This is a genomic window from Pseudomonas sp. MF7453, assembly GCF_016405455.1.
Taxonomy (GTDB): Bacteria; Pseudomonadota; Gammaproteobacteria; order Pseudomonadales; family Pseudomonadaceae; genus Aquipseudomonas; species Aquipseudomonas paralactis.
On sequence record NZ_JAEKCN010000018.1, the window covers coordinates 26,386 to 51,428 of the forward strand.

27 protein-coding genes are annotated in these 25,043 nt (G+C 58.5%); 17 read left to right on the forward strand and 10 right to left on the reverse strand.

The annotated features are described in order from the left end of the window. Nucleotides 1-59 precede the first annotated feature (59 nt). The 15 genes from rpsH (at nucleotide 60) to bfr (ending at nucleotide 9,260) form a co-directional block, all read left to right on the forward strand. Nucleotides 60-452, forward strand: coding sequence for a 30S ribosomal protein S8 (gene rpsH, locus JFT63_RS24090; RefSeq protein ID WP_003176413.1), 393 nt, complete (start codon nucleotides 60-62; stop codon nucleotides 450-452). A gap of 12 nt (nucleotides 453-464) precedes the next feature. Beyond that, nucleotides 465-998, forward strand: coding sequence for a 50S ribosomal protein L6 (gene rplF / locus JFT63_RS24095; RefSeq protein WP_003194640.1), 534 nt, complete (start codon nucleotides 465-467; stop codon nucleotides 996-998). A 10-nt stretch (nucleotides 999-1,008) separates the two neighbouring features. Further along, on the forward strand, nucleotides 1,009-1,359 hold the full coding sequence (rplR, locus tag JFT63_RS24100) for a 50S ribosomal protein L18 (RefSeq protein WP_003186037.1): 351 nt from the start codon (nucleotides 1,009-1,011) through the stop codon (nucleotides 1,357-1,359). A 3-nt stretch (nucleotides 1,360-1,362) separates the two neighbouring features. Continuing rightward, on the forward strand, nucleotides 1,363-1,863 hold the full coding sequence (gene rpsE / locus JFT63_RS24105) for a 30S ribosomal protein S5 (protein WP_003176409.1): 501 nt from the start codon (nucleotides 1,363-1,365) through the stop codon (nucleotides 1,861-1,863). Nucleotides 1,864-1,865: 2 nt separating this feature from the next. Continuing rightward, nucleotides 1,866-2,042: a 50S ribosomal protein L30 gene (rpmD, locus tag JFT63_RS24110; protein ID WP_003176408.1), complete on the forward strand. Its 177-nt coding sequence runs from the start codon at nucleotides 1,866-1,868 to the stop codon at nucleotides 2,040-2,042. Between the two features lie 3 nt (nucleotides 2,043-2,045). Next, on the forward strand, nucleotides 2,046-2,483 hold the full coding sequence (gene rplO, locus JFT63_RS24115) for a 50S ribosomal protein L15 (RefSeq protein WP_003176407.1): 438 nt from the start codon (nucleotides 2,046-2,048) through the stop codon (nucleotides 2,481-2,483). Further along, nucleotides 2,484-3,812 carry a preprotein translocase subunit SecY gene (gene secY / locus JFT63_RS24120; RefSeq protein ID WP_198844917.1) on the forward strand — a complete coding sequence of 443 codons (1,329 nt, stop codon included), beginning with the start codon at nucleotides 2,484-2,486 and terminating at the stop codon, nucleotides 3,810-3,812. A gap of 28 nt (nucleotides 3,813-3,840) precedes the next feature. Then, nucleotides 3,841-3,957 carry a 50S ribosomal protein L36 gene (rpmJ, locus tag JFT63_RS24125; RefSeq protein ID WP_002555468.1) on the forward strand — a complete coding sequence of 39 codons (117 nt, stop codon included), beginning with the start codon at nucleotides 3,841-3,843 and terminating at the stop codon, nucleotides 3,955-3,957. Between the two features lie 129 nt (nucleotides 3,958-4,086). Next, nucleotides 4,087-4,443, forward strand: coding sequence for a 30S ribosomal protein S13 (gene rpsM, locus JFT63_RS24130; protein WP_003194635.1), 357 nt, complete (start codon nucleotides 4,087-4,089; stop codon nucleotides 4,441-4,443). A 30-nt stretch (nucleotides 4,444-4,473) separates the two neighbouring features. After that, entirely contained in the window at nucleotides 4,474-4,863 is a 390-nt protein-coding gene (gene rpsK / locus JFT63_RS24135) for a 30S ribosomal protein S11 (protein ID WP_002555466.1), read from the forward strand. 18 nt (nucleotides 4,864-4,881) lie between these two features. Then, nucleotides 4,882-5,502, forward strand: a complete 621-nt coding sequence (gene rpsD, locus JFT63_RS24140) for a 30S ribosomal protein S4 (protein ID WP_003176404.1) — start codon at nucleotides 4,882-4,884, stop codon at nucleotides 5,500-5,502. 22 nt (nucleotides 5,503-5,524) lie between these two features. After that, nucleotides 5,525-6,526, forward strand: coding sequence for a DNA-directed RNA polymerase subunit alpha (locus tag JFT63_RS24145; RefSeq protein ID WP_003176403.1), 1,002 nt, complete (start codon nucleotides 5,525-5,527; stop codon nucleotides 6,524-6,526). Between the two features lie 41 nt (nucleotides 6,527-6,567). Next, nucleotides 6,568-6,954, forward strand: coding sequence for a 50S ribosomal protein L17 (gene rplQ, locus JFT63_RS24150; protein WP_003176402.1), 387 nt, complete (start codon nucleotides 6,568-6,570; stop codon nucleotides 6,952-6,954). Between the two features lie 237 nt (nucleotides 6,955-7,191). Continuing rightward, on the forward strand, nucleotides 7,192-8,640 hold the full coding sequence (locus tag JFT63_RS24155; protein ID WP_057704431.1) for a catalase: 1,449 nt from the start codon (nucleotides 7,192-7,194) through the stop codon (nucleotides 8,638-8,640). A 155-nt stretch (nucleotides 8,641-8,795) separates the two neighbouring features. After that, nucleotides 8,796-9,260, forward strand: a complete 465-nt coding sequence (gene bfr, locus JFT63_RS24160; RefSeq protein WP_003176400.1) for a bacterioferritin — start codon at nucleotides 8,796-8,798, stop codon at nucleotides 9,258-9,260. 66 nt (nucleotides 9,261-9,326) lie between these two features. On the opposite strand, the gene uvrA is transcribed toward bfr, so the two are convergent. Then, nucleotides 9,327-12,161 (reverse strand): excinuclease ABC subunit UvrA, encoded by a 2,835-nt coding sequence (gene uvrA, locus JFT63_RS24165; protein ID WP_014720150.1) that lies wholly within the window; start codon nucleotides 12,159-12,161, stop codon nucleotides 9,327-9,329. 178 nt (nucleotides 12,162-12,339) lie between these two features. On the opposite strand from uvrA, the gene JFT63_RS24170 reads away from it, so the two are divergent. Beyond that, nucleotides 12,340-13,734 carry an MFS transporter gene (locus JFT63_RS24170; RefSeq protein ID WP_198844918.1) on the forward strand — a complete coding sequence of 465 codons (1,395 nt, stop codon included), beginning with the start codon at nucleotides 12,340-12,342 and terminating at the stop codon, nucleotides 13,732-13,734. Nucleotides 13,735-13,743: 9 nt separating this feature from the next. Next, nucleotides 13,744-14,259, forward strand: a complete 516-nt coding sequence (locus JFT63_RS24175) for a single-stranded DNA-binding protein (RefSeq protein ID WP_057704432.1) — start codon at nucleotides 13,744-13,746, stop codon at nucleotides 14,257-14,259. A 108-nt stretch (nucleotides 14,260-14,367) separates the two neighbouring features. Here the strand turns inward: JFT63_RS24175 and JFT63_RS24180 are convergent, their stop codons facing one another. The 9 genes from JFT63_RS24180 to JFT63_RS24220 all read right to left on the reverse strand — a co-directional run bounded on the left by JFT63_RS24180 (nucleotide 14,368) and on the right by JFT63_RS24220 (nucleotide 24,923). Beyond that, nucleotides 14,368-14,979 carry a LysE family translocator gene (locus tag JFT63_RS24180; RefSeq protein ID WP_057704433.1) on the reverse strand — a complete coding sequence of 204 codons (612 nt, stop codon included), beginning with the start codon at nucleotides 14,977-14,979 and terminating at the stop codon, nucleotides 14,368-14,370. An 87-nt stretch (nucleotides 14,980-15,066) separates the two neighbouring features. Further along, nucleotides 15,067-15,696: a LysE family translocator gene (locus JFT63_RS24185; RefSeq protein ID WP_005791901.1), complete on the reverse strand. Its 630-nt coding sequence runs from the start codon at nucleotides 15,694-15,696 to the stop codon at nucleotides 15,067-15,069. Between the two features lie 77 nt (nucleotides 15,697-15,773). After that, on the reverse strand, nucleotides 15,774-16,382 hold the full coding sequence (locus JFT63_RS24190) for a formyltransferase family protein (protein ID WP_198844919.1): 609 nt from the start codon (nucleotides 16,380-16,382) through the stop codon (nucleotides 15,774-15,776). A gap of 60 nt (nucleotides 16,383-16,442) precedes the next feature. After that, on the reverse strand, nucleotides 16,443-17,762 hold the full coding sequence (locus tag JFT63_RS24195; RefSeq protein WP_186559381.1) for an aspartate aminotransferase family protein: 1,320 nt from the start codon (nucleotides 17,760-17,762) through the stop codon (nucleotides 16,443-16,445). Between the two features lie 201 nt (nucleotides 17,763-17,963). After that, nucleotides 17,964-19,805, reverse strand: a complete 1,842-nt coding sequence (locus JFT63_RS24200) for a carbamoyltransferase family protein (protein WP_057704435.1) — start codon at nucleotides 19,803-19,805, stop codon at nucleotides 17,964-17,966. Between the two features lie 88 nt (nucleotides 19,806-19,893). Continuing rightward, on the reverse strand, nucleotides 19,894-20,517 hold the full coding sequence (locus JFT63_RS24205; protein WP_032881200.1) for a LysE family translocator: 624 nt from the start codon (nucleotides 20,515-20,517) through the stop codon (nucleotides 19,894-19,896). A gap of 13 nt (nucleotides 20,518-20,530) precedes the next feature. Then, nucleotides 20,531-21,574 carry an inosamine-phosphate amidinotransferase 1 gene (locus tag JFT63_RS24210; protein ID WP_057704436.1) on the reverse strand — a complete coding sequence of 348 codons (1,044 nt, stop codon included), beginning with the start codon at nucleotides 21,572-21,574 and terminating at the stop codon, nucleotides 20,531-20,533. 17 nt (nucleotides 21,575-21,591) lie between these two features. Continuing rightward, nucleotides 21,592-23,796, reverse strand: a complete 2,205-nt coding sequence (locus JFT63_RS24215; RefSeq protein WP_198844920.1) for an iron-containing redox enzyme family protein — start codon at nucleotides 23,794-23,796, stop codon at nucleotides 21,592-21,594. 119 nt (nucleotides 23,797-23,915) lie between these two features. Continuing rightward, complete coding sequence (locus JFT63_RS24220) at nucleotides 23,916-24,923, reverse strand: SGNH/GDSL hydrolase family protein (RefSeq protein WP_186559387.1); 1,008 nt, start codon at nucleotides 24,921-24,923, stop codon at nucleotides 23,916-23,918. Nucleotides 24,924-25,043: the final 120 nt, after the last annotated feature.

Sequence of the window (25,043 nt, forward strand, 5' to 3'; positions counted from 1 at the left end):
ATTCTCGGCGACATATGTAGCCGCAAGGCTAATTTTTTTGTATTAGGAGCGTCTAGCCCATGAGTATGCAGGACCCGTTAGCGGACATGCTAACTCGTATCCGTAATGCCCAGATGGCTGAAAAGTCCGTCGTAAGCATGCCATCTTCCAAGTTGAAGGTAGCTGTTGCCAAAGTCCTGAAAGACGAAGGCTACATTGCGGGTTATCAGATCAGCAGCGAAATCAAACCACTGCTGTCCATCGAGCTGAAGTACTTCGAAGGCCGTTCGGTCATCGAGGAAGTGAAGCGCGTTAGCCGTCCAGGCCTGCGTCAGTACAAGTCCGCTGAAGATCTGCCGAAAGTTCGTGGCGGTCTGGGCGTGTCTATCGTCTCCACCAACAAAGGTGTGATGACGGATCGTGCTGCGCGCGCTGCCGGTGTCGGCGGCGAAGTTCTTTGCACTGTGTTCTAAGGGGGGATAAGCATGTCTCGCGTCGCTAAGAACCCCGTTAAGCTGCCAGCCGGTGTCGAAGTCAAATTCGCAGGCCAACAGCTTTCGGTGAAGGGTGCCAAGGGTACTCTTGAACTGAACATCCATTCGTCCGTTGAGATCGTTGAAGAAGCTGGTGAGCTGCGTTTCGCTGCTCGCAATGGCGATCAACAAACTCGCGCAATGGCCGGTACCACGCGTGCGTTGGTAAACAACATGGTCCAAGGCGTAAGCCAAGGCTTCGAGCGTAAGCTCCAGCTGGTCGGTGTTGGTTACAAAGCGCAAGCAAAAGGCACGGTTTTGAACCTTGCCCTTGGCTTCTCGCACCCAGTGGATTACGAACTGCCAGCGGGCATCACTGCTGAGACTCCTAGCCAGACCGATATCCTGATCAAGGGCATCGACAAGCAGCTGGTAGGTCAAGTGGCCGCTGAGATCCGCGACTTCCGTCCACCAGAGCCGTACAAAGGCAAAGGTGTGCGCTACGCGGACGAAGTCGTCCGTCGTAAAGAAGCCAAGAAGAAGTAGGGCATAGCAAATGACCGACAAAAAAGTTACTCGACTGCGTCGCGCTCGCAAAGCACGCCTGAAAATGCACGAACTCGAAGTCGTGCGTCTCTGCGTGTTCCGCTCGTCGCAGCACATCTACGCCCAGGTCATCTCGGCCGACGGCAACAAAGTCCTGGCAAGCGCCTCGACTTTGGATAAAGAACTGCGTGATGGTGCCACTGGCAACATCGACGCGGCCACAAAGGTTGGCCAGCTGGTCGCTACGCGTGCTAAGGCCGCTGGCGTCTCGCAAGTGGCTTTCGACCGCTCTGGCTTCAAGTACCACGGCCGCGTGAAAGCGCTGGCTGATGCTGCTCGTGAAGCTGGGCTGGAGTTCTAAGTTATGTCAAATAACGACCAAAAGCGCGACGAAGGCTACATTGAGAAGCTGGTTCAAGTTAACCGCGTAGCCAAAACCGTTAAAGGCGGCCGTATCTTCACTTTCACCGCGTTGACCGTGGTGGGTGATGGTAAAGGGCGTGTTGGCTTCGGCCGTGGCAAGTCACGTGAAGTGCCTGCTGCGATCCAGAAGGCAATGGAAGCTGCTCGCCGCAACATGATCCAGGTTGATCTGAACGGCACCACTCTGCAGTACGCAATGAAGTCCGCTCACGGCGCTTCGAAGGTGTACATGCAGCCTGCTTCTGAAGGTACCGGTATCATCGCTGGCGGCGCTATGCGTGCTGTCCTCGAAGTTGCTGGCGTTCAGAACGTTCTGGCCAAGTGCTACGGCTCGACTAACCCGGTAAACGTGGTTCACGCCACTTTCAAGGGTCTGAAGGCTATGCAATCTCCTGAGTCCATCGCTGCCAAGCGTGGTCTGACTGTCAAGGAGATCTTCTGATCATGGCTACCGTTAAAGTAACGCTGATCAAAAGCATGACCGGCCGCATCCCTAACCACAAATTGTGCGTTAAAGGTTTGGGTCTGCGTCGCATCGGTCACACTGTAGAAGTCCAGGATACTCCCGAGAATCGCGGGATGATCAACAAGGCTTACTACATGCTGCGTGTAGAGGGTTAATCGATGAAACTCAATGATCTGAGTCCAGCGCCGGGTTCCCGTCGCGAAAAGCATCGTCCGGGCCGTGGTATCGGTAGCGGTTTGGGTAAGACTGGTGGCCGTGGCCACAAGGGTCAAACCTCCCGTTCCGGTGGCACTATCGCTCCAGGCTTTGAAGGCGGTCAACAGCCGCTGCATCGTCGCCTGCCTAAGTTCGGTTTTGTATCCCTGAAAGCCATGGACCGCGCAGAAGTGCGTCTGTCCGAGCTGGCTAAAGTGGAAGGCGACATCGTTACTGTGCAGACCCTGAAAGATGCCAACGTGATCAACGTCAACGTACAGCGTGTGAAAATCATGCTGTCCGGTGAAGTGACTCGCGCTGTCACTATCGGCAAGGGAATCGGCGCCACCAAAGGTGCGCGTTCGGCTATCGAAGCAGCTGGCGGCAAGTTCGAGGAATAAATGGCTAAGCAAGGTGCTCTCTCAGCGCTCGGCAAAGGCGGTATGTCTGAACTTTGGGCTCGTCTGCGTTTTCTGTTCCTGGCGATTATCGTCTACCGAATAGGCGCACACATCCCGGTTCCAGGTATCAACCCGGACCGACTCGCAGACCTGTTTCGACAGAATGAGGGGACCATTCTTAGCTTGTTCAACATGTTTTCCGGCGGTGCGCTGGAGCGGATGAGCATCTTTGCACTGGGGATCATGCCGTACATTTCGGCATCGATCATCATGCAGCTGATGACAGCCGTCAGCCCGCAGCTGGAGCAGTTGAAGAAGGAAGGTGAAGCTGGCCGTCGCAAGATTAGCCAGTACACCCGCTACGGCACTGTCGTCCTCGCCCTGGTTCAAGCTATCGGCATGTCCGTTGGCTTGGCAGGGCAGGGCGTTGCGTTCACTGGTGACTTTGGCTTCCATTTCGTCGCGATATCCACGTTTGTGGCTGGTGCGATGTTCATGATGTGGCTGGGTGAGCAGATTACTGAGCGTGGTGTTGGCAACGGTATCTCGATGTTGATTTTCGCAGGTATCGTCGCCGGTCTTCCGAGAGCAATCGGGCAGTCTTTCGAGTCTGCGCGTCAGGGTGATATCAATATCTTCGCCCTGGTTGCCATCGGTTTGCTGGCAGTAGCGATTATCGGTTTTGTGGTGTTCATTGAGCGTGGCCAGCGTCGTATTGCTGTTCACTACGCCAAGCGTCAGCAGGGCCGTAAGGTTTTTGCTGCGCAGACCAGCCACTTGCCGCTGAAAGTGAATATGGCCGGTGTTATTCCGGCAATTTTCGCGAGCAGCATCTTGCTGTTTCCGGCTTCGTTGGGTACCTGGTTTGGTCAGTCTGAAAATATGGGCTGGCTGCAGGACCTCTCTCAGTCGATCGCTCCTGGTCAGCCGTTGAATATTCTGCTGTTTAGTGCAGGGATTATTTTCTTCTGCTTCTTCTATACGGCGTTGATGTTCAATCCGAAAGACGTAGCGGAAAACCTGAAGAAGTCCGGTGCCTTTATTCCGGGCATCCGTCCAGGTGAGCAGTCTGCACGCTACATTGATGGCGTTTTGACTCGTTTGACCCTGTTCGGTGCTCTATATATGACGGCCGTATGTCTGTTGCCCCAGTTCCTGGTGGTTGCGGCAAACGTTCCGTTCTACCTTGGCGGGACCTCGTTGCTGATCGTGGTCGTGGTTGTGATGGACTTCATGTCCCAAGTACAATCGCACCTCGTTTCGCACCAGTACGAATCCCTGATGAAGAAAGCCAACCTGAAGGGCTACGGCAGCGGCATGTTGCGCTGAGTACCCCATAAGGTTCGAGGAGTTGGTGATGAAAGTTCGTGCATCGGTGAAAAAGCTGTGCCGTAACTGCAAGATTATTCGCCGCGAAGGTGTTGTTCGAGTAATTTGCAGCGCGGAACCGCGTCACAAACAGCGCCAAGGCTGAGTGTGATCCGCTTGAAGCCCGGCAGCTAGTGCGCTGCCGGGTTGATTATTTGTTATTACAGCGATATTATCTCGCGCCCTATTTCTTGGCTTCCGGGGCGTAGGTAGCTGTCAATTGGAGTCCCACTGAATGGCCCGTATTGCAGGCGTTAACATTCCAGATAACAAGCACACTGTTATCTCGCTGACCTACATCTATGGTGTTGGTCGCACTACTGCGCAGAAAATTTGCGCAGTTGCTGGGGTAAACCCAGCCGCTAAGATCAAGGATCTGAGCGACGAGCAGATTGAACAGCTGCGTGGCGAAGTGGCGAAGTTCACCACTGAAGGTGACCTGCGTCGCGAAATCAACATGAAAATCAAGCGTTTGATGGACCTCGGTTGCTATCGCGGTCTGCGTCATCGTCGTGGTCTTCCAGTACGCGGTCAGCGTACCAAGACTAACGCGCGTACCCGTAAAGGTCCGCGTAAGCCGATCCGCAAGTAATCGCCCCAGCGAATCGACAGGAAAATTATCATGGCAAAACCTGCTGCTCGTCCTCGTAAAAAAGTTAAAAAGACAGTGGTTGATGGCATCGCCCACATCCATGCATCTTTTAACAACACAATCGTGACCATCACCGACCGTCAAGGTAACGCGCTTTCTTGGGCTACCTCCGGTGGTTCGGGTTTCCGCGGTTCCCGCAAGTCCACCCCGTTTGCTGCTCAAGTAGCTGCTGAACGTGCTGGTCAAGCTGCGCTGGAATACGGCCTGAAAAACCTCGACGTTAACGTCAAAGGTCCAGGTCCAGGTCGTGAGTCTGCTGTCCGTGCTTTGAACGGCTGTGGCTATAAGATCGCCAGCATCACCGACGTGACGCCAATCCCGCACAACGGGTGCCGTCCGCCGAAGAAGCGCCGCGTGTAATCCAGGAGATTGTAAAGAATGGCTCGTTACATTGGTCCAAAATGCAAACTCGCTCGTCGCGAAGGCACCGATCTCTTCCTGAAGAGCGGCGTGCGCGCGATCGAATCGAAGTGCAACATTGAAGCAGCACCTGGTATCCACGGCCAACGCCGCGGTCGCCAGTCCGATTACGGCACCCAACTGCGTGAAAAGCAGAAGGTCCGTCGTATCTACGGCGTTCTCGAGCGTCAGTTCAGCGGCTACTACAAAGAAGCTGCTGGCAAGAAAGGTGCAACCGGTGAAAACCTGCTGCAACTGCTCGAATGCCGTCTGGACAACGTTGTATACCGTATGGGCTTTGGTTCGACTCGTGCCGAATCCCGTCAGCTGGTATCGCACAAGTCGATCAGCGTTAACGGTCAGACCGTAAACGTTCCGTCCTACCAGGTTCGTGCTGGTGACGTGGTCGCAGTTCGCGAGAAAGCTAAAAACCAACTTCGCATTGTCCAAGCTCTCGATCTGTGTGCCCAACGTGGCCGCGTAGAATGGGTAGAAGTAGACACTGAGAAGAAGTCGGGCGTTTTCAAGAACGTTCCTGCTCGCAGTGATCTGTCCGCCGACATCAACGAAAGCCTGATTGTCGAGCTCTACTCCAAGTAAGGGCTAGAAAATAGGTGCATCCATGCAGATTTCGGTAAATGAGTTCCTGACACCCCGCCACATTGATGTGCAGGTTGTCAGTCCAACCCGCGCCAAAATTACTCTCGAGCCTCTCGAGCGTGGTTTTGGCCACACCCTGGGCAACGCGCTGCGCCGCATCCTGTTGTCCTCAATGCCCGGCTGTGCAGTAGTCGAGGCCGAGATTGACGGTGTGCTCCACGAGTACAGCGCCATCGAAGGTGTACAGGAAGACGTAATTGAAATCCTGTTGAACCTTAAAGGTCTGGCTATCAAGCTGCACGGCCGTGACGAAGTTACGCTGACCTTGTCGAAGAAGGGTTCGGGGGTGGTTACCGCTGCCGATATTCAGCTGGATCATGATGTCGAGATCGTTAACCCCGATCACGTAATCGCTAACCTGGCGTCTAACGGCGCCCTGAACATGAAGCTCACCGTAGCTCGTGGTCGTGGTTATGAACCGGCCGACTCGCGTCAGAGCGATGAAGACGAAAGCCGCAGCATTGGTCGCTTGCAGCTTGACTCTTCGTTCAGCCCGGTTCGCCGTATCGCATACGTGGTGGAAAACGCCCGTGTCGAGCAGCGTACTAACCTGGACAAGCTGGTTATTGATCTGGAAACCAACGGTACCCTGGATCCTGAAGAGGCTATCCGCCGCGCTGCAACCATTCTGCAACAGCAGTTGGCTGCGTTCGTCGACCTCAAAGGTGACAGCGAACCAGTGGTAATCGAGCAGGAAGACGAGATCGATCCGATCCTGCTTCGCCCGGTTGACGATCTGGAACTGACTGTACGTTCGGCTAACTGCCTTAAGGCGGAAAACATTTACTACATCGGCGACCTGATTCAGCGTACCGAAGTAGAACTGTTGAAGACTCCGAACCTGGGCAAGAAATCCTTGACTGAAATCAAGGACGTTCTGGCCTCCCGCGGTCTGTCCCTCGGCATGCGCCTCGACAACTGGCCGCCTGCAAGTCTTAAGAAGGACGACAAGGCGACTGCCTGATCGTCGTAATCACCGAACGTGAGTTTGGTAAGGAATGAACCATGCGTCATCGTAAAAGTGGTCGTCACCTGAGCCGTACCAGCTCGCACCGCAAGGCCATGTTCCAAAACATGGCGGTGTCGCTGTTCGAGCACGAGCTGATCAAAACTACACTGCCGAAAGCTAAAGAACTGCGTCGCGTTGCTGAGCCGCTGATCACTTTGGCCAAGACAGACAGCCTGGCTAACCGCCGTCTGGCTTTCGACCGTACTCGTTCGAAAGCTATCGTTGGTAAGCTCTTCAACGACCTGGGCAAGCGTTACGCTACCCGTGAGGGTGGCTACCTGCGCATCCTCAAGTGCGGTTTCCGCGCTGGCGACAACGCGCCTATGGCGTACGTCGAGTTGGTTGATCGTGCTACTGCCGGCGAAGCTGTAAGCGCCGAGTAAGACGACAAGCTGCAACGAAAAACCGGGCCTAGCGCCCGGTTTTTTGTGCGCGTAACAAAAGCGCAACTTATACAAGCTTCCATAGGCCGAGCGCTGCACTATAGCGAACGGAGTGTTGTTAGTTATTCTCTATCGATGCCTACAATTTAATGAATTTGTAGGCATGGTGTTGATGATCAATACTCCCTCCAAGCCGATTAGCCGGCAGTTCCAAGTCCGACCTGAGGAAGATTGAGCATGAGCCAGAATAAAGTCCTTACCACCGCCAGCGGTGCTCCCGTTGCGGATAACCAGAACTCCCGTTCCGCGGGCCCTCGTGGTCCGTTGTTACTCGACGATTTCCACCTGATCGAGAAGCTCGCTCACTTCAACCGTGAAAACATCCCTGAGCGTCGCGTGCACGCCAAAGGATCGGGCGCCTACGGTACGTTCACAGTCACCCGGGACATCACCCAGTACACCAGCGCCAAGCTGTTCGAATCTGTAGGCAAGCAAACGCCGACATTCCTGCGATTCTCCACTGTGGGCGGTGAGCGCGGTTCTGCTGACACCGAACGTGATCCACGTGGCTTTGCTCTGAAGTTCTATACCGAAGAGGGCAACTGGGACATCGTGGGTAACAACACCCCTGTGTTCTTTATTCGTGATCCGCTGAAATTCCCGGATTTTATCCACACCCAGAAACGCCTGCCGCAGAGCAACCTGAAAAGCGCGCAGATGATGTGGGACTTCTGGTCGCACTCACCAGAGGCGCTGCATCAGGTCACCATTCTGTTTTCGGACCGTGGCATCCCGGACGGCTATCGTCACATGCACGGCTTCGGCAGCCACACGTACAGCCTGATCAACGCCAAGGGCGAACGCCACTGGGTGAAGTGGCACTACAAGACCAAGCAAGGCATCAAGAACCTGGCACCGGCCGAGGCTGCGCGCCTGGCAGGTACCGATCCTGACTACGCCCAGCGTGATCTGTTTGGTGCGATCGAGCGCGGTGATTTTCCGAAATGGCGCGTCTGCATCCAGATCATGACTGAGGCTCAAGCAAACGCTCATTACGAGAACCCGTTTGACGTGACCAAGACCTGGTCGCAGAAAGAGTTCCCGTTGATCGAGGTGGGCGAGCTGGAGCTCAACCGTAATCCGCAGAACTACTTCGCTGAAGTGGAGCAGGCTGCATTTGGTCCAAGCAACATGGTTCCAGGCGTTGGCCTGTCACCCGACCGTATGTTGCAAGGTCGAGTGTTCGCCTACGCAGATGCCCATCGCTACCGTGTCGGCACCAACCACCAGCAATTGCCTGTAAACGCGCCGCGTAGCCCGGTTAACAGCTACCAGCGTGACGGTTCGATGGCCTTCGGCAGTAATGGCGGTGCGGCGCCCAACTACGAGCCAAACAGCTATGCCGATGCGCCCAAGCAAGCCCCGCAGTACGCAGAGCCGGCATTGGCCCTGAGCGGCGCCGCTGATCGTTACGATCACCGGGAAGATACTGATTACTACAGCCACGCAGGCGCGCTGTTTCGCTTGATGAACGATGAGCAGAAAGCCCTGCTGACCAATAACATTGCCGGCGCAATGGCAGGCGTTTCCAGCGATGTGGTCCAGCGTCAATTGCAGCACTTCTACAAGGCCGACGCGGCTTATGGAGAAGCAATCGCAAAGGCACTGGGTGTATCGCTTAACTGACTCTAAACGATAAGCAGAACCGCCCTCATTTGGGCGGTTTTTGCGTTATTTCAGCTACTTTTCTGCGGAAATCTTCACTTTTCTGCCGTTGATCCCGTGACCTTCAAGTCATCATGGTTCAAACTACAGTCTTTCAAGCAGGGAGATGTAGGGCGATGCAAGGTCACCCCGACGTAATCGATTACCTCAACACGTTGCTGACGGGCGAACTGGCAGCTCGTGACCAATATTTCATCCATTCGCGCATGTACGAAGACTGGGGCTTTACCGAGCTCTACGAACGTATCAACCATGAGATGGAAGAAGAGGCACAGCACGCCGACGCACTGATGCGCCGTATCCTGATGCTCGAAGGCACGCCGCGTATGCGTCCTGACGATCTGGATGTGGGGACCACGGTTCCGGACATGCTCGCTGCCGATCTTCGTCTTGAGTACAAAGTTCGCGCAGCGCTCTGCAAGGGTATCGAGCTTTGCGAGCAACACAACGACTACGTTACCCGGGAAATACTGCGGGTACAGTTGAACGACACCGAAGAAGATCACACCTACTGGCTGGAAAAGCAGTTGGGCCTGATCAAGTTGATTGGCCTGGAGAATTACCTGCAATCGCAGTTCTGATTCCCGGCTGTAAAAAAGCCCCTGTCACCGCAAAGTGACAGGGGCTTTTTATTGGGCCTGGAAAAGTCAGGCCCGGTCGCGCTCCAGCAACGGTTTCAAGTAGTAACCGGTGTGCGACTGTGGCATTTCGGAGACCTGCTCCGGGGTGCCCACTGCAATGATCTGTCCACCCTTGGAACCGCCTTCCGGCCCCAGGTCCACCAGCCAGTCAGCAGTTTTGATCACATCAAGGTTGTGCTCAATCACCACCACGGTATTGCCGTGGTCTCGCAGGCGGTGCAACACGTCGAGCAACTGTTGGATATCCGCGAAGTGCAGACCGGTGGTCGGTTCATCGAGGATGTACAAGGTTTTGCCGGTATCGCGCTTGGACAGTTCGCGAGACAGCTTGACCCGCTGCGCTTCACCACCCGACAGCGTGGTCGCCGATTGCCCCAGCTTGATGTACGACAGCCCCACATCCATCAACGTTTGCAGCTTGCGCGCCAGCGCCGGCACCGCGTCGAAGAACTCCCGAGCTTCCTCGATGGTCATCTCCAGGGTTTCATGGATGCTCTTGCCCTTGTACTTGATCTCAAGGGTTTCACGGTTGTAGCGCTTGCTCTTGCACACATCGCAAGGCACGTAGATGTCCGGCAGAAAGTGCATCTCCACCTTGATCAAGCCATCGCCCTGGCAGGCTTCACAGCGCCCGCCCTTGACGTTGAACGAGAACCGGCCCGGCCCATAACCCCGTGAGCGCGACTCGGGTACGCCAGCGAACAGCTCGCGGATAGGCGTAAACAGGCCGGTGTAGGTGGCTGGGTTGGAGCGCGGTGTGCGTCCAATCGGGCTCTGGTCGATGTCGACGACCTTGTCCAGATGCTCCAGGCCCTTGATGCTGTCGTGGGCCGCAGCTTCCAGAGTGGTCGCGCCGTTCAGGGCGGTGGCACTCAGTGGGAACAAGGTGTTGTTGATCAGCGTCGACTTGCCCGAACCGGACACACCGGTCACGCAGGTCAGCAGGCCCAGCGGAATCTCCAGGTCAACATTGCGCAGGTTGTTCCCTCGCGCGCCCTTGAGGTGCAGCGCCATCTTTTTATTGCGCGGCGTACGCTTGGCGGGCACTTCGATCTTCACTCGACCAGACAGGTACTTACCGGTCAACGAATCAGGATGCGCCATCACTTCGGCAGGCGTGCCTTCTGCAACAATGTGACCACCATGCACGCCCGCACCCGGGCCGATATCGACCACGTAGTCCGCCAGGCGGATAGCGTCTTCATCATGCTCGACCACGATCACGGTATTGCCGATATCGCGCAGGTGTTTCAGCGTGCCCAGCAGGCGATCGTTATCCCGTTGGTGCAAGCCAATCGACGGCTCATCGAGGATATACAACACGCCAACAAGGCCGGCGCCAATCTGGCTGGCCAGGCGGATTCGCTGTGCTTCGCCGCCCGACAAGGTATCGGCGCTACGGTCCAGCGACAGGTAGTCCAGGCCAACGTTGACCAGAAACTGCAGGCGCTCGCGAATTTCCTTGAGGATCTTGTCGGCAATTTCCCCACGACGCCCGGTGAGCTTGAGCACGCCAAAGTATTCACATGCATCGCCGATTGGCAGGTTGGTCACGGCCGGCAAGGTTTTTTCGCCCACCCACACATGCCGTGCCTCACGGCGCAGGCGCGTGCCACGGCAATCCGGGCAAGGCTGGGTGCTGAGGAATTTTGCCAGCTCTTCACGCACGCTGGCCGATTCGGTCTCGCGGTAGCGACGCTCCAGATTCGGCACGATGCCTTCGAACGGGTGTGAGCGCTTGACGATGTCGCCCCGGTCGTTCAGGTACTTGAAGTCGACATTCTGCGAACCGCTGCCATGCAGAATGACTTTTTGCTGGTCTGCCGGCAGTTGGTTGAACGGCACTTCCAGGCTGAACTTGTAGTGCGAGGCCAATGACCCGAGCATCTGGAAATAGTAGACGTTACGCCTGTCCCAGCCGCGTATTGCCCCCTCGGCCAGGGTCAGGTCGCCATTGACCAGGCGCTTGATATCGAAGAATTGCTTCACGCCCAGGCCATCGCACGTCGGGCAGGCACCGGCCGGGTTGTTGAAGGAAAACAGCTTGGGCTCCAGCTCGCTGATGGCATGGCCACAGATCGGGCAGGCGAAACGCGCAGAGAAGATGATTTCTTCGCCCGGCTCGTCATCCATCGGCGCCACCAGGGCAATGCCGTCAGCCAGCTTCAGCGCGGTCTCGAACGACTCCGCCAAACGCTGCTGCAGGTCGGCGCGTACCTTGAAGCGGTCGACTACCACATCAATGGAATGCTTTTTCTGCTTGTCGAGTTTGGGCGCTTCATCCAGCTCGTAGAGCTTGCCGTTAATGCGCGCACGTACAAAACCCTGGGCGCGCAGCTCTTCGAAGACCGACAGGTGTTCGCCCTTGCGCTCGCGAATGACCGGGGCCAATAGCATCAGCTTGGCGCCTTCCGGCTGGGCCAGTACCAGGTCGACCATCTGGCTGACGGTCTGGGCTTCCAGGGGAATATCGTGGTCCGGGCAGCGCGGAATACCCACGCGTGCATAAAGCAGGCGCAGGTAGTCGTAGATTTCGGTAATGGTGCCCACAGTGGAGCGCGGGTTGTGGGAGGTGGACTTCTGCTCGATGGAAATGGCCGGCGACAAGCCTTCGATGGTGTCGACGTCGGGCTTTTCCATCATCGACAGGAACTGCCGGGCGTAGGCCGACAGGGATTCCACATAGCGACGCTGACCTTCGGCATACAGCGTGTCGAACGCCAGGGACGACTTGCCGGAGCCGGACAAACCGGTGATGACGATCAGTTTGTCCCGGGGCAGGGTCAGGTCGATGTTCTTCAGGTTGTGGGTTCTAGCCCCACGAATCAGGATCTTGTCCAAGATGGCCTCGCACGGCGGGCGTAAATAATGCCGGAGTATACGGCTAAAGACTGGATGAATATACACTGTCAAAAGGCCGCTTGCAGCCTTAGATGAAAGCTGCGCGGCAAAGCGCCGCATATACCCTCTCAATCGATGGGACTGGTAGAATCGCCGCCGGTTCACATGAGGTTTTTCCATGCACGATCCCCACAGCGAACGCATGAGTAGCGGCGAGACCCGAGCGGCAAGCGGTCTGGCCCTGGTGTTCGCCTTCCGTATGCTGGGCATGTTTATGGTGTTGCCGGTGCTGGCGACCTATGGAATGGATCTCGCAGGCGCGACCCCCGCGTTGATCGGCCTGGCGATTGGTGCCTATGGCCTGACTCAGGCGATTTTTCAGATCCCGTTCGGGATTATTTCCGACCGCATTGGCCGTCGCCCGGTGATTTATTTTGGCTTGATCGTGTTCGCCCTTGGCAGTGTGCTTGCGGCCCAGTCCGATTCGATCTGGGGCGTGATCGCTGGACGCATCCTGCAAGGCGCCGGGGCGATTTCCGCCGCGGTGATGGCGTTGTTGTCGGACCTGACCCGCGAACAGCACCGCACCAAGGCCATGGCCATGATTGGCATGACCATCGGTCTGTCGTTCGCCGTGGCCATGGTCGTCGGCCCGTTGCTGACCAGTGCTTTTGGCCTGCACGGTTTGTTTCTGGCCACCGGCGGCCTGGCGCTGGTCGGGATCGTGATCGTAGCCTTTATGGTGCCGCGCTCTACCGGCACGCTGCAGCACCGTGAGTCCGGCGTCGCACGCCAGGCGCTGCTGCCGACACTCAAGCATCCGGACCTGCTGCGTCTGGATTTGGGTATCTTCGTATTACACGCCATGCTGATGTGCAGCTTCGTCGCCTTGCCTCTGGCCCTGGTGGAAAAAGCCGGCCTGCCCAAGGAACAGCATTGGTGGGTCTACCTCACCGCGCTGCTGATTTCGTTCTTCGCCATGATCCCGTTCATCATCTATGGCGAGAAAAAACGCAAAATGAAACGAGTTTTACTCGGCGCCGTCGCGACATTGATGCTCACTGAACTATTCTTCTGGCAGTTCGGCGATAGCCTGCGAGCACTGGTCATCGGCACGGTGGTGTTTTTCACCGCGTTCAACCTGCTGGAGGCGTCGCTGCCGTCGCTGATCAGTAAAGTTTCACCGGCCGGCGGCAAGGGCACGGCCATGGGGGTATATTCCACCAGCCAGTTCCTCGGCTCGGCGTTAGGCGGCATCATGGGTGGCTGGATGTTCCAGCATGGCGGTTTGTCGGTTGTCTTCCTCGGATGCGCCGGGCTGGCTGCACTTTGGCTGGTCTTTGCTGTTACCATGCGCGAACCTCCCTACGTCACAAGTCTGCGTTTGCCGCTATCGCCCGAGGCGATCCGCGAGGCCGGTCTGGTAGAGCGCCTGAAGGCCGTCGTAGGGGTAACGGATGCAGTCGTGGTCGCTGAAGAGGCGGCCATTTACATCAAATTGGACACCGAATTATTGGATCGCGCGACGCTTGAGCAACTGGTCAACCCAGTGCCGACAGCGCGCCCAGCCTAGGAGAACGTTATGGCCCGTGGGGTTAACAAAGTCATATTGGTCGGTACTTGCGGCCAGGATCCCGAAGTTCGCTACTTGCCTAACGGTAATGCCGTGACCAACCTGAGTCTGGCGACCAGCGAACAGTGGACCGACAAGCAGACCGGCCAGAAGGTCGAGAAAACCGAATGGCACCGCGTGTCGATGTTCGGCAAGGTCGCAGAGATCGCCGGTGAATACCTGCGTAAAGGTTCGCAGGTTTACATCGAAGGCAAGCTGCAAACCCGCGAGTGGGAAAAAGACGGCATCAAGCGTTACACCACCGAAATCGTGGTCGACATGCAAGGCACCATGCAACTGCTGGGCGGCCGTCCTCAGGGCGACCAACAGGGCCAGGGCGGCATGTCCAACTCGGCACCGCGTGCACCGCAGTCGCGTCCGCAGCCAACCCAGCAGCCACAGCGTGAGTCGCGTCCAGCGCCACAACAGGCTGCGCCGCAACCGGCTCAGGATTTCGACAGCTTTGATGACGATATTCCGTTCTGAGGAGCCGCAGTTTTCAGAACGTAATGCATAAAAAAGCGAAGCCATATTTGGCTTCGCTTTTTTTATGCGCGCAGACTCCTGTGACGCAAAAAAATACAGCGCCGGAACTCAGCCCGTCTGCTGCAGCAACGGATACAGCGAGATCACCAGCAACGCCGCCATGCCGAAGTTGAACACGCGTAACCAGCGCGGGTTGCGTAGCACGTTGCGTAATACACTGCCAAACCCAGCCCAAACCCCCACGCTCGGCGCGTTGATCAGCGCGAAGACCGTCGCGATGATCACCACGTTCATGGTGTAGCCCTGCAATGGTGTGTAGGTGCTGATTGCACCGATTGCCATCACCCATGCCTTGGGATTGACCCATTGAAACGCCGCCGCGCCCCAGAACCCAAGAGGCTTGCCCTTGCCTTGGGTGTCTTCGGACGCCGGGCCTGAGCAGGCGATGTTCCACGCCAGGTACAGCAAGTAAGCCGCGCCGGCATAGCGCAGGATCGTATAGAGCACCGGATAGGCTGTAAACGCCGCGCCCAGTCCAAGCCCCACCGCCAATACCAGCACCAGAAACCCGGAGCTGATGCCGAGGATATGCGGGATGGTGCGCTGGAAGCCGAAATTAACCCCAGAGGCCAAGAGCATGGCGTTATTGGGGCCCGGGGTGACGGACGTGACAAACGCAAATAAAGCAAACGCCAGCATCAAATCGAACGACAAGGACATGGGGTTTTCCTGGCAACGGGCTTTAGCGCCTCACCTGCCACCCGGGTAGCGCGGGTACAGGAGCACTGTGGCCACTTAAAGTTGAAGTCAGAGCAACGAACTGAGAAAGCCGATGGCAACCATCGAGTAGAACGCTGCGCAAATCAGCCCGAACGACTTGCGGGTTCGGGCAAAAAACGGTTCTGCCGAGTGGGCGGAAAACGCCAGGGCGTAGGTGCAGAAAATCAGGAAGCCCAACAACGCACAGGCCGCCACTAGCACAAAACTCGCCCAGGCCGGTGCGTTGACGCTCAGGCCCACGGTGGTCACGGTGAACCAGGTCAAGGCCGCCTTGGGGTTGGTCAGGTGGATGCCCAGCCCCTGTAGATAAAAGCCCAGGTTACGCGTCTGTTTTGCTCGCGCTTTGGCCACCGTCGTGGCGTTATGCGCCAGCGCACTGCGCACCGACTTCCAGGCCAGGAAGAACAGGTAGCAGGCGCCGAACACCTTCAGCCACAGGATGATCTGGGTGTTGGACATCAGCAGCGCCGACACGCCGGCAGCGGTCATCGCGCCCCAGCACAACGACCCGGAGATAACCCCCGCCGCCAGCGCCAGGCCCGGCGTACGCCCGTAGTTCAAGGAGGTGTTGGCGATGGCCAGGTTGCCTGGGCCCGGGCTGGCGGTGCCGATCACGTAGACCCCCAGTGCCGCTGCAAAACTTGAAAACTCAAACATAGGTGCACTCATACCCGTGGCGCCAGCGCGCAGTGAGCACTTCAAGCCAGCGCAGCTTGAAGTGATGGTCAAAAAAGCTACTTGAAGCAACGATGATCCGGCTCCTGGGCGCGAATCTTCTCCATCCAGGGCTTGAGTTCCGATTGCTTGTACAGGCGCTCGCCCCAATTCTCCGGTGAGACCGGCAATGGCCGCCCCGGCAGGATGTAGTCGGTGAGCAGGTGAATGAACTGCTGCAGGCAATAGGCACCCACATGCAGGCGCAGCGAGGAAGCCGTTTCGGCGGGCGCGACGTTGAAGCGCGCCACATCGATGATCTGCCCGCTGTCCACCGAAGGGGCCAGGTGATGACAGGTCGAGCCGTAGGTTTCATCGTTGTAGTAGATCGCGTAATGCTGACTGCCCAGGCCCCGATATTTAGGGGGCGCCGGGTGCAGGTTGATCGCGCCTTTGCGGGCATTCTTGTAGATGCTCTGCGGGAAGATGAAGTCGCCACGGTAGGAGATGATCCAGTCGCCTTCCCAATCATCCAGGTGATAAGGGTAGGGATCGCCCGGGTCCCAGCAAAACACCTCAAGGTTGGAGAACACGGTCTTGGCGAATTCCACACCGTGATCACACCAGTCCATGGTGCACACCGACAGCAGGACTTTGTCCTTGGATGGTTCGATCGTCTGCATCTTCATTTCTCCCTTTCCAGCGAATGTGGGTGACCACGACCGTCCCCCGGTAAGCCCGCTCGATCGCTAGTACGCGACAGCCCTGACCACTGCACTGAAGCGCTCGACCATTTGCCCCAGCTCACCTTCGCTGGTGATAAACGGCGGTGCGAACAGCACATGATTGCCTTGTGTGCCTTGCACTGTGCCGCTGCCGGGATAAATCAGCAGGCCGCGTTGCAGCGCCTCTTGCTTGAGGGCCGCGGCATACGCGCCGCCGCCCCTGAACGGGGCCTTGGTGGCTCGGCTCTCGACAAACTCGACGCCCACGAACAATCCGCGCCCGCGCACATCGCCGACAATATCCAGGTCAGCCAGGCTTTCCCTGAGCCAGGCGCGTAGTTGCTCACCGCGTTGGCGCACTTGTTTCAGCAGATCTTCTTCGACGATGACTTGCTGCACTTCCAGGGCAATGGCACAGGCCAGCGGGTGGTTGACATGGGTTTGGCCGTTGCCCAGCACACCCGAGCCACGGGCCATCACTGAATGTATCCGGTCACTGATCAACAACGCCGAGATCGGCATATAGCCCGCCGCCAGGCCTTTGCCGACCGCAACCATGTCCGGCACGATGCCGTCGTCGGCATAGGCGAACAGCTGCCCGGTACGCCCCATGCCGGCCATCACCTCATCGAGGATCAGCAGCACGTCGTGACGCTCGCACACCGCTTTGATCTTGCGAAAATAACCGGGCACCGCAGGCACCGCGCCGTTGGTGGAGCCCACCACGGTCTCGGCAAAAAACGCGGCTACATTTTCACTGCCCAGGCTGCGAATCCTGGCGTCCAGCTCATCGGCCAGGCGCGTGGCGTACTGCTCCTGGCTCTCGTCGGGCTGTTGATCACGATAGGCGTAGCAGGGTGAAACGAACTCGGCTGGCGCAAACAATCGGCCAAACACCGACTGGCGCTGCGGGTTGCCGGAGATGCTCAAAGTACCCAGCGTGCTGCCGTGATAGCTCTGTTGGCGGGAGATGAACACCGACTTGTCGGGCAAGCCGCGCTCGCACTGGTACTGGTAAGCGATTTTCATCGCCAGCTCCATCACCTCCGAGCCGCCGGACAGGAACTGCGCACGCGCCAGGCCGCCACTGGCTGCCACCAGGCGCTCGGCGAGCTCCTCGGCGGCGGCGGTGGTGAAGCTGCCCGCATGGGCCCAGGCCAGTTTCTTCGCTTCGCGCTCCAATGCTGCGGCGATGCGCGGATGCCCGTGGCCCAGGCTCGACACTGCGACACCGCCGCAGGTGTCCAGGTAGCGTTTGCCCGTTGCATCCTCAAGCCAAACCCCGCTCCCGCCGACCGCCAGGATCGGTGAGCTGTTGAGGTTTTTATAGATCACTTTTGACATGGACGCAGTTCCTCAGGCGATGGGCGTTAGCGTTTACTCACAGCGTGATCCCAAGCCGTCGGAGCCTGGTGAAAACGGCGCCCGAAACGTGAGGAATGGAACACCGAACGCGTCAGCCCGATGGGCATCAACACGACGATAAACATCAGAAACGCAAGAAATCTCAGCACGGTAAAAGCTCCATTGAGTTAAAGGTAAGGATCAATCCAGCGGGATCTCGCTGCGCCAATCCACAGCCTCGACGAAGGCCGGTTGGCCGGGGCGCTCCAGCACGTAACGGCCCAAAACCAGTACGTCCATTTCGGTGCGCATGAAGCAGGCGTACGCTTCCTCGGGCTTGCACACGATCGGCTCACCGCGCACGTTGAACGAGGTGTTGACCAGCACTGAGCAGCCCGTGCGCTCCTTGAAACTGCGCAGCAGGTAGGTGAACGGTGCGTTGTTTTCCTCGGTCACCGTTTGCACCCGTGCCGACAGGTCGACGTGGGTCACCGCCGGCAATTGCGAGCGAATGTTGTTGATGCTGCCCAGGCCGCGCTCCGGGCCGCCTTCTTGCCGCGACTGCTGGGATTTGATCGAGTCGGTGACCGGCGCGACCATCAGCATGTAAGGGCTTTTTTCGCAGATGTCGAAATAGTTACCGGCGTCCTCGGCCAGCACGGCCGGGGCAAACGGGCGGAACGACTCGCGGTATTTGATCTTCAGGTTCATGGTGCGCTGCATCTCTGGGTTGCGCGCATCACCCAGAATGGAACGCGCGCCCAGGGCCCGTGGGCCAAACTCCATGCGGCCCTGGAACCAACCCACCACCGCGCCCTCGGCCAGGCGACTGGCAACCTGGTCATACAAACCGGCGTCGTCATAGCGGGTGAAGGGGTAGTGGTTTTCCAGCAGAAACCGGGCGATTTCTTCGTCGCCAAAGCCCGGGCCCAGCAGGCTGCCGCTCATGGCATCAGACTTGCCACCTTCCAGGTGCGGGCGCCCGCTGTGCTTGACAGCAAAGTCCAGCGCCGCCCCCAGGGCGCAACCGGCATCACCGGCCGCCGGCTGAATCCAGATCGAATCAAAACGCCCCGAGCGGCTGAGCACGCCGTTGGCCACGCAGTTCAAGGCCACGCCACCGGCCAGGCACAGATTGCGCTCGCCGGTCTGCTTGACCGCGGCAGTGGCCAGGCCCAGCACCACTTCCTCGGTGACTTTTTGAATCGACGCGGCCAGGTCGCACTCGCGCTGTGAGATCGGGCTTTCGGGTTGTCGGATCGGCCCGCCGAACAGTTCTTCAAACGCTTCGCCGACCATGCGCTCACCGCGCAGGTACTCGAAGTACTTCATGTTCAGGGTGAACGAACCGTCCTCGCGGATATTGATCAGCTCGTCGCGAATCTTGTCGGCATAGATCGGTCGGCCATAGGGCGCCAGGCCCATCAGCTTGTATTCCCCGGAGTCGACCTTGAACCCGCAGTAATAGGTCATGGCCGAATACAGCAAACCCACGGAATGAGGGTAGGAAATCGAGTTTTTCAGCTCAAGGCTGGAGCCCTGGCCGTGCCAGATGGTGGTCGAATGCCATTCGCCGATGCCGTCGATGCACAACACCGCCGCGTTCTTGAACGGTGACGGGTAAAACGCCGCCGCCGCGTGGGAGCGGTGATGCTGGGAGGCCTGGGTGCGTGGCGCCTTGCCCCGGCCCAGAATGTCCAATTGCTCGTCGACGAACTTGAGCACGTTCCACTTCCAGCGAATCCATTCCGGCATCGCATTGATGAACGTACGTGCGCCGCCTATACCACCGCTGGCAAACGACGAAATCACCCGAGAGAATTTTTCCTGGGGGTCTTCGTAGTAAACCACCGCCTGCAGGTCATCCAGGCTGATGCCCTCGGCGTCCAGGCAATAGGCAATCGCCTGGGCCGGGAACGCCGGGTCGTGGCGCACGCGGGTGAAGCGCTCTTCCTGGGCGGCAGCGACGGGCACGCCGTCCTTGACCAGGGCGGCAGCACTGTCGTGGTAGAAGGCAGAAATCCCTAAAACATAATTAGCCATTTAACTGTGCATCCTCGTCACATTTCGCCAATCCATGGAGTCGCCCGCCAATCGAACTGCTGGCGTGTGGGCAACCTTTCTCTGCGTATCAAGACCACCATTGCGCGAATGGCAGGCTTCGTAGAACCGGGATCAAAGACACCACGAGCACCAGGCTCATGGTGATATTGAACGCCTTCAAACGTTGCGGCTGGGTCAGGAAGCGCCGCAGGTACTGCCCGAAAAACACCCAAACCATCGAACACGGTGAACCGAATACAAAAAACAGCAGCGCAATCAGAAACACCTGCACCGTGTATGAGCCCAGGGGCGAGGTGTAGGCCAGCACTGCGCCCACCGCCATCACCCAGGCTTTGGGGTTGACCCACTGAAACAGTGCCGCGGCGGTGAATCCCAAAGGCTTGCCTGATTGGTCACCCAGGTCGGTGGTGGGGGCACTGGCAATCTGATACGCCAGGAATAACAAGTACAAAGCGCCGACCACCTGCAAGCCATCATGCAACCACGGGTACTGGCGGAACACCGCCCCGGCCCCCAACCCGACTGCCACCAGCATCAGCGGAAAACCGATGTTGATACCCGCCACATGGCGCAGGGTACGGCCAATGCCGAAATTGGCGCCGGACGACATCAACATCACGTTGTTCGGGCCTGGCGTGACGCAGGTAGCGATCACGAACAGCACGATCGAGTAGTAATCCAGTGCCTGCATGGTCATGCCCTGCTCAACGGTAATCTTCCAGCGTGCCCTGTCGACGAATGTCCACGGACACACAATGGAAACCGCCGCTCAAACTGCGCGCGTGGCGCATCTTCAGCGGTGCCACATCGATGCCGTGTTTTTCCAGTGCGCGAATCAGCGGGACTTGCTGGTCATTGATCACCGCCAGCGACGGGTTGACCATGATGAAGTTCATGCCCTGCCAAATAGAGGCACGCGGGTACGACCAGCAGTAACCGGTGTCCACCATGTCGGGGGCCCAGATGATGTCCCAGTGCTTGAACACTTCGGGTACCTGATCCTTGCCGATGCGCTCGGGGTTCAACACCACCAGCCCCGGGCGCACCAGGGTGATGGTGGTGTCCAGGTGCGTACCGTCGTAGAACCCGCTGAGGGCGTGCACGCGATATTGGTCGCCCAGCACGCGCTTGAGCCACTCGTAGCCCATGCGATTGCCGCTGCGTGATACCAGGTAAAGAATGTCGCGGCCCATGCGCAGCACGTTGGCGGCATCGAAAATCGGCTCATCGTTGGCGATGATCGAGCCTTCACGGGGGTTGACCCGGTAGGTGCTGTCGGGCAGTTCCGGCTTGGGCGCAGAAATCCAGTTGGCGCCGCTGGCGAAGTACGCCTGCAGGTGTTCGCGGTAGGCAAAAGGTTCGAAATAACGGCTGCGCAAGGCCATCGGCGCTTCAATGATGGTTTTGCCGATCGGCAGCAGCACATCCCTTGGGCAGTAGTTGTATTCGCCGTCGGTTTTCCAGTCGCTGGTGCCGAACAGTGCCGCGTGATAAGTCTCTTTGGGCCGGCGCACGGTCACGCCATGGCCGACCAGGAACGCGGCAAAGGCGTCCAGGTCTTCCTGTGCTTCTTCAACCAGTTGTTCGGGGTAAGGTCCTGACGGAATCTCATTGGGCGAGTCGTGGTGCTCGCTGTAGTCGAGGGCGAACAGGCCCTTGTCCGGCCGCGGCACGCGTGCGCCATGGGCGATACCCACGATCATTTCCTCGAGGGGGTCCCATTCGTTATGCACTTCTACCAAAGACATAATTGCTCCTCGTGGCGTTATTGTTCGTGGGTTTGCAGCAACACCTGCCGCGTGATCGGCAAGTGATGCAGATAGCCTTTTGAAGCCGCTGTGCGGGTCGGGCGCGGGAGTACATTGCCGGCCGATGAGAGGCGCAAGCGCCGCAACATCGAACTCCACTTGCCCGGCATCGGCGCCAGGGACTCATAGCCCACGCGCACGCGCTGCCATTGCGCAGCGGCCTGCTCGGCACTGGTCAACGCGCGCATGTACGCATCAATGGCGTCGGCAGCCCAGGCCGAATGCCCGGTCGAGACGTTATCGATGGTGTTGTGCAGGTCGACGAACGCCGTGCTGAACCCGTAGTGCCGTAAAAAGCGCCGCGCCGACCGATAGCTGCCGCCCACGCCGGAGAGCTCCATCGCCAGGTTCATGCCGAGTACTTCAGGCATGAACGTCACCGGCAGTTTGCCCAGGCACAGCCAATACACCGGCAGGCGGAAGGAGTCCTCATCCAGGCGCGGGTCGTCGGCAAATTCACGGCTACCGGTGGGCGCCAGTTCGAAATCCATGTCGCGCAGGCCGTCGCGATAAATTTTAGGGTGATTGAGCGCCTCGATGCCGTTGCCCAATTCATCCCAGTAGGTTTGGAACAGGGTGTAGCCCACATGGGAAGACGCCAGCCCCAGGTCGGTAAAGCCTTGCAGCCAGGCACCGTCGATCAGCGTCAGCGGCGCCAGTTGCAGGGTCGACTCGATAATTTCTTCGCGGCTGGGCATTTGCGCCGGGTCACTGTCATCGAACTGCTGGCCGTTCTGGTCATGCTTGTCCAGCAACCAGGCGCGCAGCACATTGGGACTCCACTGCTCCGGCAACTGGCGCTCGGACGTCTTCAGCGATTGGCGCGAACGCTCAAGCCAACGGCTCACATAGGCCTGGGCAAACTGGCGGGTGGCCGGCTGCAGTGCGCGCCCCTGCAAGACAAAATAGGCCTCGCGCAGGTTCTTGGGCCAGTGGCCGGTGTCGGCGGGGCTGGCTGTGTGCGGGCGGGGCTCAGTGGTGGCACTGTCGATTGGCTGGCGTGGCAGTTGCGGTGTGGCGCCGGCCTGGGGCAACCAGTCGATCCACTGGCGAATCACGCCCAGGTCTGCCTCGCTGAAGATACGGAACATGCGCCCGGTCGGTGCCACCAGGCTGGTGACCAGCAGGCTTTTTTTCGAGTTGCCAGGCACGATCAGGCGGCTGCGTGACAGCACATCCAGCAGGGGCAACGGGTCGTGCTGCGCTTCTTCGATCCACAGCGCCAGGCTGCGCCCTTCAATTAAATAATTCTGGTGATACACCGCGCCCACCCGGGCCAGGCGTTGCATCAAATGCGCCATGGCTTGCCGGGGCGAGGTGGCGGTCAGCGAGGCGTTATACAGCTGCGCATTCCAGCGTTGCAGCGCACCGAACAACCAGTTGGCGCCGCGCAGCAGACGGGCCTGGCGCTCTTCGCCCTGCTCGATGATGCGGTGCGCGACCCATTGGCTGATATGGCGCAACGAAGCCGGCTCCAGGCCGGGGAATGACGCACTCAGGTCCAGCCGACCCGGTTCCAGCGCCAGCTCCTCAAGCTGGCCCATGGCGGCCCAGCCCGGGCATAAACCGACGGTGCGCAGGGCCCAATCGACACCGCAGAGTTCATCACCATAGGCATCGCTGCGTCGGCTCAGGGCCAGCAGCACCGCGGGCAGTTCGAACGCGTCGTCATGCAGGTCCGGCAGGGTCGCCAGTTGCGCCGGGGCCAAGGCGTAGGCGGTCAGTTGTAGCTGGCCCAGCAGTGCGTTGAAGTGATGGCCGCGCGACGCGTTCGGGTAGCCGACGCCGATGTCATGGGCAAACAGTTGCATCAGGCGCAATTGCGCGGGGTCTTCAAATACACCAGGCGCGCTCAGGCCCTGCAGCCAGCAGCCCAGCACCGAGGCCATCGGTGCCGAATACACCGCCAACGCCTGGGCAAAAGCGCGGGCGTTGTGCTGTTCGACGGCAGCGGTGGCGGCACCGGCGTACGCTGACGCTTGCTGCGACTGCCACGCGTCGATCCGCTGGGACAGCAGCGGCAACTGCACCGGCTCGACATCGTCACCCAGCAGGTTGTCGAGATACTCCGCATCCAGAAAACATTCAGGGTCCAGCGCCAAACGATAGAGTTCGCGCCACCTGTCATGCGCGGCGATGCGTGTTGGAATCGAGCCATCCATAGCCATTACCTTCCAGTGCTGCGTCAGAACATCGGATAAATGGAGGAGTCAGGTTTCTTCTTCTTTTTTCCAAACAGGCGCTGGAAAAACTTCTTGATGGATTTCATGTGCAAGTCCTTTTAGCGGGTGACATCGAGAATAAGTTTTGAAACCAGGTCATTGCCGGCATCGGTGAAGTGGATGCGATCAACGAACTGCCAGTCCTGCGGCTTCAGTGCCTCTGCCAACAACGGTGTGATATCGACAAACCCCACGCCCATGGCCCGGGCCCCGTCGCGCAGGCGCTGGGCGTAGGCTTCGCGAACCGAGGTTTGCAGGATGTCGCCATACACCTCGGTGAAATTGCCGAGCTGGTCGAGTTCGGCAAACAGTTGCTCTTCCTCATGGCTGCCGGTCTCGCGCACCCAGCCGGCGAGCGGTTGCAGGATGAACGTCAGCTTCGCACCCATGTCGGCGGCCAGGGCGCGCCAGATATCCAGGTGCTGCAAGGTCAGGTTGGCGGCGTAGTCGATCTGTTCCTGCATCGACGGCGGTGCGGGCTGCTCGGGCTCTTGAGGCTTGCCGAACAGATTCGACAGGCTCCAGTTGCTGGCGGCCGGCTGCTGGGGCGTCAAGGCATCGAAAAATTGATGGCAGTTGAAAAACGCGCCGTGCTCGCCCCGATAGTGGTGAGGCTGACGTGCCAGGCCAAGGTTGTTGAAACCGGAAAACAACACGATTTCATCGACCTTGGGCAGGTGATGCCGGTTCAGGGTAAACAGCACCAGTTCCTGGGTAGAGTTGAAACTGCGGCCGCCGAAATTGATCCAGCGCTGGCCGCGGGTATCGTTGTGCGTGAGGCGTGAAGCCAGGGTCCAGTTGTCGGCGCTTGCGCCAATGCCGAAGACGGTGGAACTGCCCGCCAACAGGCGTACCGGGCCATTGCCCTTGACGCCATCGACCACCGAGTAGCGGGTGCCCAATGACTCGGAGTAGCGAAAGCCGGATGAATCGGTATTGACCACGGGGGAAGCATGATCAGTAGGATGGAAGTACATCAGGTAGGGTAGCCATCGAACCTCACCGGCATCGGTGAATTTCTGTTCGTACTCGGCCATCTGCGGTGTGAGCGTCATCCTTGTCGTCATAGCGCTTGATCCATTATTCGCTGGGCAGATTCAAACACCTGTGGGTTTGTCAGGCGTTTGTTTTGTAGGGCATTTCTGAAAATTTGGTACGTACAGTGCTGCTTTTCTATTTTGTGACTA